Origin of the sequence: Endozoicomonas atrinae, assembly GCF_001647025.1 — a bacterium.
Taxonomy (GTDB): Bacteria; Pseudomonadota; Gammaproteobacteria; order Pseudomonadales; family Endozoicomonadaceae; genus Endozoicomonas; species Endozoicomonas atrinae.
The window spans coordinates 19,476-36,369 of record NZ_LUKQ02000002.1; the positions used below are offsets into that span (position 1 = coordinate 19,476).

The window sequence follows — 16,894 nt, forward strand, 5'->3', positions numbered from 1 at the left end:
CATTCCAGTTCTGTGGACCAGGATACCGATGTTGAAAAGCTCTCTTTACTCAGAAGAACGCTTTCACTCAAGGCATCACTATTCGTAGGATCACCCAAGGTGAACCATCATTCATCCGCTGTTGGAAGAGGTAATTATCAGCCAGGGGATGCAAAGGCCTGCCTCTTTGGGTATATGAGTGAACAGTTCAGCATCATCTTCAATACAACAGCCAGATGAGACAAAGACTTTCTACAAAACAGCAACCTCAAGAGCAGGTAAAGCGAACTCCAGTCAACCACTTCTCAATGATACAGCTATTGGCTCGACAACCAATAAAGAAGGAAGAATACCACAGTCCATGCAGTGATCGCGAGATATCTCTGGGATAAAACCACGAGAGTTACAGGTTAATTTTCAAACACCAGCCAACTCCGGAAATCAAGACTGTGGTCGGCTGCAGGATTAACGGTATAATCCGCACATATGGCAGCCCTGACTGCCTCAATCACACTGCTTTGACGGATCAGAACGAATGCCCGAAATGCGCTCAGCCCAAAATGTGGATCTTGGAGAAATAGCCAAGTTTGAAGAACTGGCCAGCCGATGGTGGGATCCGGACAGTGAGTTCAGGCCGCTTCATCAGATCAACCCCCTGCGCCTGAATTATATTGATGAACGTGTTGGACTGGCTGGAAAACGCGTGGTTGATATTGGCTGCGGTGGCGGCATCCTGAGTGAGTCTATGGCTCGACGTGGTGCAGAGGTAACCGGTATTGATATGGGCGAAGCTCCTCTTTCCGTTGCCCGCCTTCACAGCATGGAAAGTGGCGTTGAGGTGAACTATCGCCGAATTACCGCCGAAGAGCTGGCTGAAGAGATGCCTGGCCAGTTTGATGTGGTTACCTGCCTGGAGATGCTGGAGCACGTCCCTGACCCAGCCTCCGTTATCAAAGCCTGCAGCAAACTGTTGAAACCGGGTGGACAGATCTTTTTTGCCACAATCAACCGTAACCCCAAGTCATTCCTCTTCGCCATTGTCGGTGCGGAATACATACTCAAACTGCTGCCCAAAGGCACTCATGAACACAGCAAATTTATCAAACCCAGCGAATTAAGTCGTGACATGAGAAAAGCAGATCTCAACACTCATGACATGACCGGCATGACCTATAACCCGATAACCAAAGTGTATCGGCTTAACCCAAAGGATGTAGACGTCAATTACCTGATTTATGGTTCTAAGCCAGCATCATAGCAAGCACCCTCTTATTGATGGCATGACTTCTGGAAGAACAGTCTCAAAGCAACCAGAACCACCGCCATCAAGCAGACAACAAAGAGTAATGATGATGAAAGCCATTGAAGGCGTTTTTTTTGATCTGGATGGCACTCTTCTGGACACCGCGGAAGATTTTGTGATTACCGTGAATCAAATGCTGACTGATCACCAGCACCCCGAGATGGATGGCCATGTGATTCGGCGGAATGTTTCAGCAGGCTCACGCGCCCTGATGAAGCTTGCCTTCAATCTCACACCAGGAGATGAGCTGGAGCAGAAAAGGGCCTTGTTCCTGCAATACTATGACCGGCACATCCAGGATCAACGTCGTTCAACGTTCGCACAGCCTTACCCTGGCATACTGCCATTGATCGAGGAACTTGAACGCCGTGATATTGCCTGGGGTATCGTCACCAACAAACCCAGGACGTATGCACTCTCATTGATCCGACAAATTGGTCTGCTGGAGCGCAGTCACGCCATTGTCTGCCCAGAGGATGTCAAAAAACCGAAACCAGACCCGGAAGCGCTCTTTCTTGCCTGTCAGCAGTCCAGCTGCTCACCGGAGTGCAGTGTCTATATTGGTGACCATCTTCGTGATATCGAAGCAGGAAAAAAAGCAGGCATGATCACTGTTGCCGCGCATTATGGCTACATTGCCGAGGGGGATGACCCTGCGTTATGGGGTGCAGACCTGGATATCGACAATGTCCAGCAGCTGCACCAGTGGTTTGAACAGCACAACTGGCAAATCATCAACGACCGGTCTCATGCCTGACTCAGTACCTGTTTGTCAGCCTGATCAAGAGCAATGATTTTCACGTTGTATTGCTTAAACCGAGCAGTCAACAAACACCAGGGAGTAGAACCATGTTTAAGTACCAGGCTCCGAAAGACCTTCTGAAGGATAAAGTCATACTTGTAACCGGAGCTGGCAGCGGGATTGGCCGGGTCGCCGCCCTGACCTATGCCCGCCACGGTGCCACGGTCATTCTTCTGGGCAGAAGCACTGAAAAGCTGGAAGCGGTGTATGATGAAATCGAACTCAACCAGTGGCCGCAGCCAGCCATCTATCCACTCAACCTGGAAAGTGCTGGCGATATCGATTTCAGCAATCTTGCAGAAACCATTGAAAATGAGTTTGGTCGGCTAGACGGCCTGTTACACAACGCCAGTCTTCTTGGTGAGCTGAAACCCATCAGCCAGTTTCCAACAGAAACCTGGATGCGAATCATGCAGGTGAATCTGAACTCCGCCTTTATGATGACCCGGGAACTCCTGCCCCTGCTCCGCCTTTCTGACAGAGCGTCCGTGATTTTCACGTCATCCGGAGTGGGTCATAAAGGACGTGCCCACTGGGGAGCTTACAGCGTTTCCAAATTTGCCGCTGAAGGCCTGATGCAAATTGTGGCGGATGAGGAGGACGGCATCAGTTCTGTTCGTGCCAACAGCATTAATCCTGGCGGCACCCGTACCTCAATGAGAGCCTCCGCCTTTCCAGGAGAAGACCCGGAGAAACTGCCAACCCCGGAAGACATTATGCCGGTTTACCTTTACCTGATGGGAGACGAAAGCCAGGACATAAATGGTCAGGCCTTTCATGCTCAGCAGAGCTAAAAACACTTCCAACTGCCCCAGCTGAAAGCCGGGGCTTCAAACAACTGTTTCAACGACTTTGTCAATAAAAAAGAACTTATTCGTCAATAAACTGAGAACAAACTCTTCCATGTGCTTTACTTCTTTTCGTCTATTCTGATGCGGTCACTCTTATCACAAATAAAATTATCACAATCAGAATTATGAAAATTCGACGTTTTATGGAAAAGAAAATAGATAAGAAAGTTTTGGCTGCACTATTACTTTCATCATTGCTAAGCTCACAGTCTTTCCTTGCCAAGAGCTTTGATCAGAAAGATTTAAATAATGAAATTATCATTGCAGCAAATTGGCAACAGCATTCAGGAGAGTACTCCGCTTACTTTTACCAGAGCTTTAACAGCGCAACAGATCAACTTGAAACTATTTTAAAAAATACACCTGATGATCAAAAGCCTGCAATAATCACAGACATTGATGACACACTAATACCAAGTACTCCTTATTTTACCAGCATGGTCAACACGAACGAATCCCGAAGCATAGAACGATCGAGATTCTGGTGGAATCATCAAGAGGCTAAAGCTCTACCAGGATCAGTAGACTTCCTGAAAAAAGCCAACAGCCTTGGCATTGAGATATTCTATATCAGCGGTCGTTTCAATGATGTAAAAACAATTACAATCAATAAACTGAAGCAATTGGGCTACCCTGTTAACAGTGAAAGTCATGTAATTCTACAAGAAGAAAAAAACATTACCCTCAATAAAGAGGACAAGCGGCAGCAAATCATAAAAATGGGTTACTACCCAATCATGCTATTTGGTGACCAACTGGACGATCTTGGTGAGGTAGACAAAGGCCTTTACCCTGAAAAGAAAAAGTGGGTAAGCCAGCATCAGGATAAACTTGGCTCCCAATGGTTTATTCTACCAAATACCGTTTACGGGTTCTGGGAAGAAGCCATCAGCAAAGGCTACCGAACACTGAACCCTGAAGAAAAACACAGGGTTCGAATACAGGGAGTTAACTACTCAGAGTTACCAGTACCTATTCCCGAGGGCTACCGGCAGCACATTATTATGGCTGATCTATGGATCAGAAAATCTGCAGACTTCAATGCCACCGCCCTTCAAACCTATAACCTCGCTAGTAAGGCTCTTGAGGCACCTGAAAACCGTTATGCCAACGACCGGGCGGTTATAGTTGATATAGACGGCACACTAATAGACTACCCTCCAATTCACTTAACGCCCCCACTTTGTAAATCATTCCCTGAACCTGAAGAAAAGATGAAGAACTATGAAAAACAGCTTCAAGCCAGTTCAATTCCCGGTGCTAGAGAGTTTTTAAACAAAGCGGCTGCCCTGGGTTATGAAATCTTTTATTTAACCGCACGGGAGCACTCTTCGGGCCGCTCTGGCCATAAGGGGGATGTAGAGAACTTCACCTTAAGACAACTCGTTTACAATGGGTTCCCCAAAGTTACACCGACTAATCTACTGAACCGCTCAAAATATTGCCCAATCGATAAAAATAGCTGTGACAAAGAATACCAGCGAAAAGCAATCATATCCGGTAGAATCAATGGGAAAAAATATAACGTCCGACTGTTTGTAGGCGACCTTCTTGATGACTTTGATTTAAAAGAGCAGGGTCTATCACCTTTTGACAGAGCTTCGGTTGAAAAAACCAAACACCTATACGGAAGAAGATATTTTATTATTCCCAATCCGGTAAACAAAACCTGGATGAGGCACTACTATTCAGGCGTAGCAGGGAAAGATATTTGCCAGCTGAGCGACCAGGAACGTTCTGACATTCGCAAAAAATTAATAGAAGATTGGCCTGAAAAAGATCTATACAAAGCGGCACAGCGCTAGTTTATTTGCATTGCAGCTGCTGTCTTTTTAAAAAAGAACCTACCCTAAAGAAGGGTAGGTTCTTCCATACATATGCGCCGTGAAAGGTAGGCGTCTCTATAAGATCACCCATTAAACCGGCAACAACATCAGACCTTCCTGGTAACTGCCCCTTCATCCAACCTGAAACCACTCAGATTATCATCAAAACAATAAAGAAGTATTTTTTCACGTACATTCTCCAGCCAATCCCTAATGGCATCGGCCGGAGAACATGGTTACCCAGACACTACAGAAGGCCTTGAAGGCATTAATATATCTTACAGGTTGATCAGGCTCCCACTTTCCAGTCGATAGACCTTATCCATCTTCTTCAGCACCGTCCTCTTGTGGGTGATCATAATGATGGTACTGTCTTTAAATTGACGAAAGACGGCATCCATCAGCGCCTGTTCGCTGTGAACATCCAACCCTTCGCCCGGCTCATCCATAATCAGTACAGGTGCCGGTTTCAGCATAGCTCTCGCAAGAGCCAGGCGACGCTGCTCACCACCAGATAATGCAATGCCACCCTGCCCTAACCAGATATCCAGCAAATTGCCATCATTCTCTCTGGCAGCTGCAAGTTCACTCAGCCCTGAATGTTTAATTATCGTTAAAAGCGCCTCATCACTGGCTGCAGGTGACGCCAACAGCAGATTCTCCCTGAGTGTGGCACTGAAAACATGGGTTTTCTGAGGCACAAACGTGATTGACTGGTAAAGCATCTGCTCAGAAAATCGTTGAATCTCCTGTCCATCCAGTAATATTTTGCCACCAGAAGGCTCCAACCCACGGCTCAATAACTTGATCAGCGTTGATTTACCGCAGCCCGTTTTGCCGAGCAGTGCAACATGACTGCCTGCAGGAATGTGAAGAAATAACTTATTAATAACTGGCTGGTCATTCCCATAGTTACAGGACACATTCGTAAACTGAATCTCACCTTTTACCTCGACCTCAGGTGCTGTCTCTGGAAATACAACCACCGGTGAACTCACTACCTGACGCAATCGACTTGCCGCGTGTCGTGTATGACTGAGAAACTGAAATGCAACGGGTAACGGCATCAGTGCTTCAAAGCTGGCCAGCATTCCAAAGACCATCATGACCATGACCGGTCCACTGAACAGGCCTGCACTCATTTCACCACTGGCAATGTACAAAACCAGTAATGCCGCCGCACCGGAGCCGGAAACAAACAAGGCTGAGCCAAACCCTTCCATCACTGCCATTCGGGACTGATCTGCAACCAGTTTCTCTTCCGATTCAGTAATCGTCGTGCGGCTATTAGTCTCACTGCCGTAGACCTGCTGTTCAGCCATACCCTGTAGATAATCCAGCACCTCCTGTCTCAATCGCGCCTGCCTGACACCCATGGACTCCCCAGTCTTACGACCCAGGACGTAAAACAGCAATGGCATGGTAATGATCCAGAGTATCATCGCCAGTAACACCACCATGGCAACGGTTGTACTGAAAAAGGAGATAAACAGTGAAAACAGCAGTGCAACAACAACAGCGGACAGTAACGGACTGACCAGCCTCAGATAGAGCTGATCCAGCGCATCAATATCGGCCACCAGTCGATCAAGTAGCTCACCTTTCCGATATTGCCCCAGCTGCTCCTGAGATATTGGAATCAGCTTACTGAAAAACCAGCTTCTCAAGCCTGACAACAGCCGAAAAGTGGCATCATGACTTACCAGGCGTTCTGCATAGCGGGCAGCGGTTCGAGCAATGGAAAAACCTCGAACGCCAGCTCCGGGGGTAAAGAAGTTAAAGGTCTGTGCCGTTGCAAAGGTCAGTCCCGCTATCGCTGTGGCAGTAATAAACCAGCCGGACAGTGAGAGCAGACTGAGACTTGCCAGCAAAGTAACAATCGCCAGCAAAACACCCAGCGACAACATCCCAAGATCCTGACGGTACAGTTTTAGAAAAGGCCAGAGGTCATTCATCGTCCAGACTCCCGCTGTGCATGCTGACGAACTGCTGATACAGAGCACTTTCCCTGGCCAGCGTTGAGGGAGAACCATCAGCCACCAGATTTCCCTTATCCAGCATCAGGATCTGATCCATGGCATTGAGTTGACTGATTCGATGGGTGATCGTGATCACCGTGCATTCATCCGGTATGGCGTTAAGTGCATCCAGAACCAGGCTCTCACTGACAGAGTCCAGGCTTGCCGTTGGTTCATCCAGAATTAATAAACGCACAGGCAGTACCAGAGCCCTTGCCAGGGCTATTCGCTGAGCCTGACCAACCGACAGGTTACCTCCCTGTTCCTTGAGCACACTGCCCAGACCGTCCGGCAGATTAGCTAGAATGTCCATACCCTGCGCCCTGCCCAGCGCTTCAAGACACTGCTCATGGGATACAGCGCGGCCAAACGCAATATTGTCATAAACAGAACCATGGATAATCAATGGAAGCTGACCCAGCCAGGCAATCTCTTTGCGCCAGCTATCGAGCTGAGTATCCGCCAGAGATTGCCCCCCTATTTTGATTTCACCCTGATAGTTCCAGAATCCCATGAGGGTATTAATCAGCGTCGTTTTACCGGCACCGCTGCTGCCAATAATACCGACACGACTTCCGGGCTCGATCTTAAACGACAGACGATCCAGTAATAACTGATGTTTATTTTCTGAATCATGTACTGACTCAGAGCCTGCAGAGGATCTTATGGCTGCTGAAACGGAGAGTTCTTTTGCCTCTAGGGTCAACGGCATGGCTTCTGGTAGAGACAAACCGCCACGATGCGCTTTCGGCTCTTCACGGGACAATACTTCCAGAATCTCTTCCGTCGCACCTATTGCCTTGGCCTTGGCATGATAGTAGGTTCCCAGTTCCCGCAATGGCTGGTAATACTCAGGAGCCAGCAGTAACAGGAAAAGCCCGGTATACAGAGTGACTTCGCCACCAAAGGTAATGTGGCCAAGAAAACTCATCCCCAGGAATACCGCCACAAGCGCAATGGAAACTGAAGCAAAAAACTCCAGCACCGTGGAAGACAGAAAAGCCAGGCGAAGCACCTGCATGGTTTTTATCCGAAAGTCTTCACTGGCATCAGCCAACTGTGTTTCTGCAAAGCGGGTTCGCTGAAAGAGTTTCAGCGTTTCCAGACCCTGAAGACGATCCAGAAAAAAGCCCCCCAAACGAGAGAGTGCCTGAAAGTTTTTACGATTAGCCTCCGCGGCTTTCATTCCAACCAGAATCATAAAAACAGGAATCAGTGGTGCAGTTCCCAGGAAAATAATGCCAACCACCCAACTCTGGGGAAAAGCAACCACCAGCATAATGGCCGGTATCATCACCGCCAGAGCCATCTGGGGCAGATATTTAGCGATGAACTCATGAAGTTCTTCTACCTGCTCAACGGCAATCGCCGACCAGCTGCCAGCAGGCCGCTCACCAATAACCAAGGGGCCAAGACGGCGTAGTTTATCCAACAGTAGTTTGCGCACTTCCACCCGGACACTGGCGCCTGCACGGAAACCACAGAACTCCCGCCCCCAGGCACAGACACCACGAATAATGACCAGCACCAGAACCCAGATAAAATCTTCCGTCAGCATCTCCCGAGTTGCACTTTCCATCACCAGCCGGTGGATCATTCCTGCCATGATCGAAGCCTGAACAATCAGAAAGACTCCATTGAGCAAGCCCAGTACCATGGAGACCAGTAGCCATTGCCGGGCCGGCCTTATCTGCCTCAACAACCAGCGATAGGCCTGCTTTTGCGTAGTTTGACTCATCTTTTGAATGTATTTCCCGGACTACTTACGACGTGGAGTGCATTGTACATAACTCGATCGGTACTCACCACGATGATACAGACTGGTTTTCAGGTACTTCCGCCCCCTATAATTACGGACCAAATTCACTATGTGGTTTAGGCTCTGTTGACATAAGGTTTGAGCCCGAAGGGTGGCTCATCTAGCCGTTCTCAACAGAGCCTAGAGCAGTCCAACAAGACAGCATCTTCAGTAACTCAGCCATTGGTCATCATGCTTCAGAATATTCGAATCATCCTTATCAACACGTTTCACCCTGGCAACATAGGCTCCACGGCCCGAGCCATGAAAACCATGGGCCTGAGTGACCTCTGCCTGGTAACCCCTCAACGATTTCCAGCTCCCGAGGCGGACTCTATGGCAGCAGGAGCGCTGGACGTGCTTGAGAATGCCCGGGTATTTGACACTCTGGACGAGGCTATTGCCGACTGCTCTCTGGTCATTGGTACCAGTGCCAGAACACGCACCCACTCTTTCTCACGCCCGATGCTGGGTGCTGAAGAATGCGCTGAGAAGCTGCTCTCGGATTCCCGTCAATCTCCCGTTGCCCTGGTATTTGGCCAGGAAACCATGGGCCTTACCAACAGCGAACTGGAAAAGTGCCACTTTCATACCAGTATCGATGCAAACCCAGAATACCCGGTTCTTAACGTTGCCTCAGCTATCCAGATCCTCTGTTATGAGATCTTCAAGGCTTCACTGAAAAAAGAGAGCGACTGGCACAGTGAAAAACCGGAACAGGAATACCCTCTAAATCAGGAGCTGGAAAAGTTCTATGAACATCTTGAAACCACACTGACCGACATCGACTTTATTATTCAACAGCACCCGGGTCTGGTGATGACACGGCTCCGTCGCTTCTTTAACCGCGCTCGCCCCGAAGCCAAAGAATTGAATATGTTGCGTGGCATTCTCGGAGCTGCCCAGAAAGCATCTGGAAAAAACAGCAATAATGGCTGAATTTGCTCCGCTTACCGTTGAGGAGCTAACTCCGATTGCCTTTCCTCTGGTTAACCGTTTTTTTAAAGACAATGGACATAAAGGAAAAGCGTCGGGCGATGAGCGGGTCTGGGTCGCCCGCTGTTCGAAGGGAAACATTGTCGCCGGGCTCAGGGCCAGCCCAAAATCCGAAGGTTATCTGCTGAGAAGCGTCTGGGTGGGCAGACATGCCCAGAGAAAGGGTATTGGGTCGTTCTTTTTGAGAGAAGTCCTGAATGACCTTGGGAGTATTCACTGCTGGTGCTACCCATACGCTCACCTTGAGCTTTTTTACCAGAGATCAGGCTTTTTCAGCCCAGAACCTGACAGTGTACCGCCTGATATTCTGGCCCCTTACCTGAGGTACCAGCAACAGGGACACGATTTCTTATTGATGTGTCACTGCCCTAAGTAATCCAGAGATTTCTTCGGGCAGAAGCAGGCGATGCTGACCAGGTCCAGTTCCATCCAGAAGTAAGTTCACCATACGAATGCGCTGCAAATCCATTACGCGATAGCCCAGCGCCTGACACATTCGACGTATCTGACGATTAAGTCCCTGGGTCAAGACAATCTTAAAGGCATGACTGGCTACCCTCGTTACCCGGCAGGACTTTGTGGTTACACCCCCATAACGGACACCCGCCGCCATCGACAAAAGGAAAGCCTTATCAATCGGCTTATCGACAGTGACCAGATACTCTTTTTCATGGTAATAATCCGGATGCAGCAAGCTCTGGCATAATTCACCATGGTTGGTCAGCAGCATCAAACCGTGGGAGTCTTTATCCAGTCTGCCAACGGGAAAAACCCTTAAATGGTCATTAAGTTTGGGCAAATGATGAACAATACTGGCCGGATCATCAACATCACACACAGAGTCAATACCTACCGGCTTGTTGTAGAGAAAGTATATTTTTGCAGTCGTTAACTTCAGCTCACGCCCATCAACCGTCACACAATCGCTGCCTGTTACTCGATCAATATGTAATCCCAGTCTGCCATTGACCAGCACACAACCACTGTCAATCAGGCGGGAGGCCTTCCGCCGCGAGCAAAAGCCGGCATCAGCAATGAATTTGGAAAGGCGAATCATAGGCAATTTTCATGTATTATCCGCCTTTTAAATCGATAGTAATTCACAGATACGGACATGTTAAAACAGATTTTCAAAACTTCAGCCATACTGAGCACCCTGCTCAGCCTGATCATAACCTCAATGCCTGCAGTGGCAACCATCAATGATGCAGAAGCCATTAACAAAGCAGGCCGTCAGCGAATGCTCAGCCAGCGGATCGCCAAAAGTTACATTATGATTGGCTCCGATGTAAATCCCGATAAAGCGACAGCTGACCTGGATATCAGCATGGCCCTTTTCGAGCAGCAGTTTCTCGAGCTTCTTGATTACGCGCCCAATGAAGCGATTCGCAATAGCCTGAATGATGCAGCTATCACCTGGCAGGAGTTCCGCTTAAAGGTGTTGGAAGCACCAAGCCGTGAAGACGCATTAACTGTACTGACACTCAGCGATGAACTTCTGGCGCGCAGCGAACTGGTTGTTAAAGCAATTACTGAGCATGTGGGACATGAAGCGGGGCATCTGGTCGATATTTCTGGTCGGCAGCGGATGCTCAGTCAGCGGATCGCCAAACTCTATATTGCCCGGGCCTGGGGTGTTAAGAATCAGTCGGTTGATGAATCGCTGGCCGTGGCCATCAATGAGTTTGGAACCGCGCTGACCACACTCCGCCAGTCTGAACTGAACTCAAACGATATCAATCAAAAGCTGTCCAAGGTTCAAAGCCAGTGGGATTTCACCAATGCCGGATTTAAAATCAGCGATCAGGGCAAATTTGTTCCCAATATGATCTCGGTAACCACTGAGTCGATTTTGAACAAAATGAACGATCTTACCTACGACTATGAACAGCTGATGATGAAACCCAAAGGCTGATTACTCGCCAAAAAATCGTCTGATTGGATGATATGAAAATCATTAACCAATCCAGACAATGGAGTGCTCAATAGAACAATAACAAAGAGCCACTCCCATGAAAAAAGTTATGCTCAGTCTGCTCGCCCTGATTGCTGCTGCAGCGGGGTTATTACAGATAACGGCTGTTCAATCCTTTCTGGTCGGCCTTATCTTTCCATCCTTTCCTGAATACCCGCAACCCATTACTCAGCTGAATGAACAAACTGAGGGCACTATCTATTATCAGAGTGCTACCCCCTTTGATCTGGATGTTCTTCTCAACAATATGGACGACGCCAGACCAACGACTGGACTGGGTCATCTTTATATTCCCGAGTCAGCCACCAGCGAGCAGCCGGTTCCAGCAATGGTGATACTGCACGGCAGTGGCGGCATCTCGCCTGGACGTGAACATGAACATGCCAAACTCCTGAACCAGAACGGTATTGCAGCGGTAGTTGTTGACTACTACCAGCCCAGGGGGCTGACTGAAGATAAAAGCTATATGATGAAGATTAATGCCGTCACAGAGTTTGACGTCATTACCGATGCCTATTCGGTTTATAAACTGCTGAAAACCAGCCCCCTGATTGACGGCTCACGCATTGGGGTTATGGGTTTTTCCTACGGTGGAATGGCAAGCCGGATGGCAATGGATGAACGTTTCCACAAGACACTGGCTCCCGAAACGGATGGATTCAGTCTGTACGTTGATGTTTATGGCCCCTGCTTCCAGAACCTGGGAACACAGTCAACCAACGGCAAGCCACTCCTGACACTGAGAGGCACAGAAGATTATTCAAATGATCTGAAAGCCTGCGCCGATCGGGAAAATGAGCTCCGAGCACTTAATGTCGATGTTGAAAGTATTGTGTATCAGGGTGCTGGCCACTCCTGGGAAAACCTGGCACCTCAGATTCTCAAAGAAGACGCCCCTTATATTTCAGGGTGCGAAGTCACCTATGATGATAAAGGCAACCCTCTGCTGAATGGCGACTCTATCTTGGAACTGTCAGAAACCGCAAGCCGGGAAGAGCGAATTGCTGCTCGCCTCAAGAGTGGACCTAAATATAAGGATTGCCTGAAGTATGGTTACCTGATCGGCAACGATGATGAAACCAAACAGCAGGCATACAGTGACTTGTTGAGCTTCCTCAAAAAGAATTTTGATCGCTCTATGGCTTTAGCTGCTGTTAATGAATCTTAACATGTAAAAATCTACCCACAGAGACCGTTAAGAGCACAAAGGAAAAAAAGTCTATTCTTCATGTTCATTAAGGCCTCTGTGGTCAGGTTTGTTCTTCTCTGAAGGAGGCCAGCAATGTTACTGGATTCACCAGGCTCTATGAGAATAAAATAACCACTCATATCAGCACTGGGGTTTTACGATGGAAATATGGGTTGATGCTGATGCTTGCCCCTTGGTAATAAAAGAAATTTTATACCGGGCAGCTGAGCGCACCAAAACACCAACAACTTTTGTTGCCAATCACTTTTTACAAGTGGCTAAGTCTAAATACATTAAATTCATGCAGGTGAGTACTGGCTTTGATGTCGCTGACAATGAAATAGTTAAACGTATAACCAGCAAAGACCTAGTGATTACCGCTGATATTCCTTTAGCAGCTGAAGTCATTGAAAAAGGTGCACTGGCATTAAACCCACGAGGCGAGTTATATACCGACAGCAATATCAGGGCGCGACTTAATATGCGCGATTTTATGGACACCCTGAGGTCAAGTGGTATTCAGACGGGTGGTGTTCCAGCAATCAGCCACAGTGATCGACAAACCTTCGCCAATAATCTGGACAAGCTATTGGCCAAGAAATCAGAAGCATAAGCCTGCTATGAATTAATACGGTAACGCTGGCAAGTATCTAGTAGTTAGAAATTCGCCCCAGAGAAGCCAGCACCAATGATGACTATTCACTCTTTACCTGCTGCCAGTAGTTTTCCATTTCTTCTAATGTTAACTTCTCAAACACCTGATCGTTTGTTGTGGCAAGCAACTCCATTTTACGAAAACGCCCATCAAATTTATGGCATGCCTTCCGCAAGGACATATCCGCATCAACCCCTAAATGACGGGCAAGATTAACACAGGCAAATAGAAGATCTCCTACCTCTTCAGCAACCCGCTCCTGGCTCTCATTTCCTGCTGTGCGGATTTCGTCCAACTCTTCATGTATCTTGTCAAATACCGGCTCAGTTTCAGGCCAGTCAAAGCCAAGCCTTGCCGCTGCAGCCTGAATCTTTTCCGCTCTCTGCAAGGTAGGCAGTGTTCTTGGCAGATCATCAGGCATCGCTGATTCAGGCTGCTTTTGCCCTTTCTGCTTTTTTTCGTCTGCCTTTATTTCCTGCCATTTCTGCTTAACCTGTTCTGGAGTGAGTTTTTCTTCTGAAGCAAACGACTCAAGACTGCCATCAGGAAATACATGAGGGTGCCGGCGCAGCAGTTTTGTTAACAACCCCTCACTGATATCTGCAAAGTCAAAGAGTTCGCTTTCCTTTGCCATCTGAGCATGAAAAATCACCTGAAATAGCAGGTCTCCCAGCTCTTCTTTAAGATTGTCGTAATCTTCACGCTCAATGGCTTCGGCAACTTCACAGGCTTCTTCCAGAGTATAGGGAGCAATGGTGGCAAAGGTCTGTTTCAGATCCCACGGACAACCATGTTCTGTATCCCTGAGTCTGGCCATCAAAATAATCAGATCATCAATGGAATGTGACAAACCAGACTCCTGCAGGTATTAAAAAGCATGAAAAGGGAGGATCCTCCCACGCAAAGCGTGGGAGTTAATAGAGTCATTTAACTCATTTTGCGATGACGAACGGCATCAATTACGTTGGGCAACTGACTGACCTTGGCAAGAAGACGCCCCAGGCTTTCCAGACTAGGAACTTCCATGGTCAGCAGCATACTGGCCAGATGTTCTTCTTTGCTGGTACGGGTCTGCATCGAGAGAACATTCACCTTATCGTTTGCCAGCACCATGGTAATGTCCCTTAGCAAGCCCGGGCGGTCATAAGCCGTAATGATGACATCAACCGGATAACTGTAGTCAGGCTTAGTCCCCCAGTTAACCTCTATCAAACGCTCAGGTTCACGGCTACGTAGAGAGAGCGCAGTATTACAGTCTTCCCGGTGAATCGTTACGCCACGTCCAACGGTGATATAGCCAATGATCGGATCACCCGGCACCGGCTGGCAGCAGCCCGCCATCTGAGTCAGCAGATTACCAACACCATCAATATTTATGGTGCTGTCCGATAGCCGATCCTGCTGCGGCTTGGTACGGATTTCAAACGTTTTCTCTTCTTCGGGCGCCACCTGCTTCTGTGCCAGCGAAACCACATGGCGAAGTTTTATGTCACCGGCGCCAATACCCGCAAACATATCATCAGGAGAGAGACTGTTTACGGCCAGAGCAAGCTCTGAGTAATTAACGCCATGTAACGCCTGACGCTTAAGCTCCAATTCCAGAAGGCTCTGACCATCCGCAATGTTGGCGTCTCTATCCTGCTTTTTGAACCAGCTGGTGATCTTAGCCCTTGCACGACTAGTGGTGACATAGCCAAGGTCAGGGTTTAGCCAGTCCCTGCTGGGACGCGCATTTGGAGCGGTAAGGATTTCGACCTGGTCACCAGTTTTGAGCTTATGAGTCAGCGGTACAATACGACCGGCGACTTTCGCCCCCCTGCAACGGCTACCTACCTCAGAGTGAATCCGGTAGGCAAAATCGATAGGGGTAGCCCCGACCGACAGGTCAACAACATGACCATCTTTGGTAAACACGTAAATTCGGTCTGGCTCTACATCCGCGCGCCACTGACCTCCGAGTTCACCCAAATCGCCAAGGTCTTCATGCCACTCCATGACCTGACGCAACCAGGAGATTTTTTCCTCATAGCTGTCACTTCGGCTATTAACGTCAGTACCCTTGTACTTCCAGTGAGCGCAAACCCCAAGCTCTGCTTCCTCATGCATATCATGGGTGCGTATCTGAACCTCAAGAGTTTTTCCTTCGGGACCAAATACCGCCGTATGCAGTGAGCGATACCCATTCTCTTTCGGAGTGGCAATGTAATCATCAAACTCTTTTGGAATATGATTCCAGAGAGAGTGCACGACGCCCAGCGCTGCATAGCAGTCGCGCACTTCATGAGTGAGAATTCGAACTGCACGAATATCATAGAGATCACGGAAATCGACATTTTTCCGCTTCATCTTCCGCCAGATACTGTAGATATGCTTCACCCGGCCATTCACATCACCCTCGATTCTGGCATCCGACAGTGATGTTTTCAGGGTATCTACAACGTCGGTGATGTATTTCTGACGATCGAGTCGTTTACCATCCAGCAGCTTGGCAATCTTCTTATAGTCATGGGGCTTTAGATAACGGAAGGAGAGGTCTTCTAGCTCCCACTTGATATAACCAATACCAAGCCGGTGAGCCAGCGGTGCATAGATTTCAAAAACTTCTCTGGCAACACGTTGCCGCTTTTCCTTGCTGGCATGCTGAACAGCCCGGATAGCACAGGTTCGCTCGGCCAGTTTGATCAGGGCAACACGGACATCGTCAATAATGGAAACCAGCATCTTGCGAACTTTTTCCAGCTGGTCCTGACGATGATCCAGAACCTGCCTTCTGGGGTTCTGGATATTGCTGATGGCCGCCATGCCCTGAACGTCTTTGATCAGACCGGCAACCACCTTACCAAAATTTTCTTCAACCTGGTCTAGAGACAGTTTGGTTTCACGGACAGCTCGATAGAGGACGGCTGCAACCAGGGTATCCATATCCAGTTTCAGCTCAGCCAGGATCTCCGCCATTTCCAGTCCGGTTCGGAAACACCCTTTTCCCGTTGGCCAGGCTGTTTCTTCAGCGCTCTGATGGAGAGACCGCTGCAATGCCAGCAGCTCAGCCTGTCGGGCCAGCTCACAGGCCTCCCTCAGGCTATCAGTATCACCAACGCCATAACGTTCCTGCAGGCGATTCAGCCAGGCACCCAGATCGACACTGCCGTCGAAGTGCTGAGGCTGATCCTCTCTGACCTTGACCATCTATTCCATTCCGTCTCTTTCTATATAAATGATGCCCTGTCGCCCTTCCTGGTACTCAAAGCCCTGGTCAGGCGTCGGCTTAAGACTACTACCTGAAAGCAGCCATTAATAGACTACTTTCTAATAAATTACTGTCTGATGAACTAGGGGGTGTTACCAACTGGACATACAACCAGCCACCCATTATTTGTGCCAGACAAGGCGCAAGCTGCGTAGTGTGGTTGCTCCACATGAGCAGTGAGCAACGCTGTATGGTGCAAATAATGTGAGGCCCCTTTGGGTTGGTCATACAAGCACTCATGCCGTGTTGAACGCC

Annotated in this window: 14 protein-coding genes; 9 read left to right on the forward strand and 5 right to left on the reverse strand. The window is 48.5% G+C overall.

From position 1 onward, the window contains the following. Window positions 1-514 precede the first annotated feature (514 nt). The 4 genes from ubiG to AK963_RS00675 all read left to right on the forward strand — a co-directional run bounded on the left by ubiG (window position 515) and on the right by AK963_RS00675 (window position 4,740). A complete protein-coding gene (gene ubiG, locus AK963_RS00660; protein ID WP_066013188.1) occupies window positions 515-1,237 on the forward strand; it encodes a bifunctional 2-polyprenyl-6-hydroxyphenol methylase/3-demethylubiquinol 3-O-methyltransferase UbiG in 723 nt (240 codons plus the stop codon). 88 nt (window positions 1,238-1,325) lie between these two features. Continuing rightward, window positions 1,326-2,039: an HAD family hydrolase gene (locus AK963_RS00665; protein WP_175404401.1), complete on the forward strand. Its 714-nt coding sequence runs from the start codon at window positions 1,326-1,328 to the stop codon at window positions 2,037-2,039. 92 nt (window positions 2,040-2,131) lie between these two features. Continuing rightward, complete coding sequence (locus AK963_RS00670; protein ID WP_066013190.1) at window positions 2,132-2,878, forward strand: YciK family oxidoreductase; 747 nt, start codon at window positions 2,132-2,134, stop codon at window positions 2,876-2,878. Between the two features lie 200 nt (window positions 2,879-3,078). After that, complete coding sequence (locus tag AK963_RS00675) at window positions 3,079-4,740, forward strand: HAD family acid phosphatase (protein WP_238593602.1); 1,662 nt, start codon at window positions 3,079-3,081, stop codon at window positions 4,738-4,740. A gap of 299 nt (window positions 4,741-5,039) precedes the next feature. On the opposite strand, the gene cydC is transcribed toward AK963_RS00675, so the two are convergent. Together cydC and cydD are read right to left on the reverse strand one after the other, a co-directional pair. Further along, complete coding sequence (cydC, locus tag AK963_RS00680) at window positions 5,040-6,716, reverse strand: heme ABC transporter ATP-binding protein/permease CydC (protein ID WP_066013193.1); 1,677 nt, start codon at window positions 6,714-6,716, stop codon at window positions 5,040-5,042. Continuing rightward, window positions 6,709-8,517, reverse strand: a complete 1,809-nt coding sequence (gene cydD, locus AK963_RS00685) for a heme ABC transporter permease/ATP-binding protein CydD (RefSeq protein WP_066013197.1) — start codon at window positions 8,515-8,517, stop codon at window positions 6,709-6,711. Before cydD ends, cydC begins: the two co-directional genes overlap by 8 nt. A 252-nt stretch (window positions 8,518-8,769) precedes the next feature. Between cydD and trmJ the strand changes: the two genes are divergently transcribed. Together trmJ and AK963_RS00695 are read left to right on the forward strand one after the other, a co-directional pair. Then, window positions 8,770-9,516, forward strand: coding sequence for a tRNA (cytosine(32)/uridine(32)-2'-O)-methyltransferase TrmJ (trmJ, locus tag AK963_RS00690; protein ID WP_066013199.1), 747 nt, complete (start codon window positions 8,770-8,772; stop codon window positions 9,514-9,516). Further along, window positions 9,509-9,949: a GNAT family N-acetyltransferase gene (locus tag AK963_RS00695; protein ID WP_066013200.1), complete on the forward strand. Its 441-nt coding sequence runs from the start codon at window positions 9,509-9,511 to the stop codon at window positions 9,947-9,949. Before trmJ ends, AK963_RS00695 begins: the two co-directional genes overlap by 8 nt. Here the strand turns inward: AK963_RS00695 and AK963_RS00700 are convergent. Continuing rightward, window positions 9,923-10,630 (reverse strand): pseudouridine synthase, encoded by a 708-nt coding sequence (locus AK963_RS00700; RefSeq protein WP_066013202.1) that lies wholly within the window; start codon window positions 10,628-10,630, stop codon window positions 9,923-9,925. The two genes, AK963_RS00695 and AK963_RS00700, sit on opposite strands and share 27 nt — an antisense overlap. 57 nt (window positions 10,631-10,687) lie before the next feature. On the opposite strand from AK963_RS00700, the gene AK963_RS00705 reads away from it, so the two are divergent. The 3 genes from AK963_RS00705 to AK963_RS00715 all read left to right on the forward strand — a co-directional run bounded on the left by AK963_RS00705 (window position 10,688) and on the right by AK963_RS00715 (window position 13,350). Further along, window positions 10,688-11,488, forward strand: coding sequence for a type IV pili methyl-accepting chemotaxis transducer N-terminal domain-containing protein (locus tag AK963_RS00705; RefSeq protein ID WP_066013204.1), 801 nt, complete (start codon window positions 10,688-10,690; stop codon window positions 11,486-11,488). Between the two features lie 97 nt (window positions 11,489-11,585). Then, window positions 11,586-12,716 carry a dienelactone hydrolase family protein gene (locus AK963_RS00710; RefSeq protein WP_083232367.1) on the forward strand — a complete coding sequence of 377 codons (1,131 nt, stop codon included), beginning with the start codon at window positions 11,586-11,588 and terminating at the stop codon, window positions 12,714-12,716. A gap of 181 nt (window positions 12,717-12,897) precedes the next feature. Then, window positions 12,898-13,350: a YaiI/YqxD family protein gene (locus AK963_RS00715; RefSeq protein WP_066013206.1), complete on the forward strand. Its 453-nt coding sequence runs from the start codon at window positions 12,898-12,900 to the stop codon at window positions 13,348-13,350. 82 nt (window positions 13,351-13,432) lie between these two features. Here AK963_RS00715 and mazG read toward each other — a convergent pair whose 3' ends face one another. Both mazG and relA read right to left on the reverse strand, forming a co-directional pair. After that, entirely contained in the window at window positions 13,433-14,242 is an 810-nt protein-coding gene (mazG, locus tag AK963_RS00720) for a nucleoside triphosphate pyrophosphohydrolase (protein WP_083232368.1), read from the reverse strand. A 77-nt stretch (window positions 14,243-14,319) separates the two neighbouring features. Next, entirely contained in the window at window positions 14,320-16,578 is a 2,259-nt protein-coding gene (gene relA, locus AK963_RS00725) for a GTP diphosphokinase (RefSeq protein WP_066013207.1), read from the reverse strand. Window positions 16,579-16,894 lie beyond the last annotated feature (316 nt).

Bases quoted from the DNA above. Each gene is read 5' to 3' on its own strand.
- ubiG (WP_066013188.1), top strand. From the start codon at position 515: ATGCCCGAAATGCGCTCAGCCCAAAATGTGGATCTTGGAGAAATAGCC.
- AK963_RS00665 (WP_175404401.1), top strand. From the start codon at position 1,326: ATGATGATGAAAGCCATTGAAGGCGTTTTTTTTGATCTGGATGGCACT.
- AK963_RS00670 (WP_066013190.1), top strand. From the start codon at position 2,132: ATGTTTAAGTACCAGGCTCCGAAAGACCTTCTGAAGGATAAAGTCATA.
- AK963_RS00675 (WP_238593602.1), top strand. From the start codon at position 3,079: ATGGAAAAGAAAATAGATAAGAAAGTTTTGGCTGCACTATTACTTTCA.
- cydC (WP_066013193.1), bottom strand. From the start codon at position 6,716: ATGAATGACCTCTGGCCTTTTCTAAAACTGTACCGTCAGGATCTTGGG.
- cydD (WP_066013197.1), bottom strand. From the start codon at position 8,517: ATGAGTCAAACTACGCAAAAGCAGGCCTATCGCTGGTTGTTGAGGCAG.
- trmJ (WP_066013199.1), top strand. From the start codon at position 8,770: ATGCTTCAGAATATTCGAATCATCCTTATCAACACGTTTCACCCTGGC.
- AK963_RS00695 (WP_066013200.1), top strand. From the start codon at position 9,509: ATGGCTGAATTTGCTCCGCTTACCGTTGAGGAGCTAACTCCGATTGCC.
- AK963_RS00700 (WP_066013202.1), bottom strand. From the start codon at position 10,630: ATGATTCGCCTTTCCAAATTCATTGCTGATGCCGGCTTTTGCTCGCGG.
- AK963_RS00705 (WP_066013204.1), top strand. From the start codon at position 10,688: ATGTTAAAACAGATTTTCAAAACTTCAGCCATACTGAGCACCCTGCTC.
- AK963_RS00710 (WP_083232367.1), top strand. From the start codon at position 11,586: ATGAAAAAAGTTATGCTCAGTCTGCTCGCCCTGATTGCTGCTGCAGCG.
- AK963_RS00715 (WP_066013206.1), top strand. From the start codon at position 12,898: ATGGAAATATGGGTTGATGCTGATGCTTGCCCCTTGGTAATAAAAGAA.
- relA (WP_066013207.1), bottom strand. From the start codon at position 16,578: ATGGTCAAGGTCAGAGAGGATCAGCCTCAGCACTTCGACGGCAGTGTC.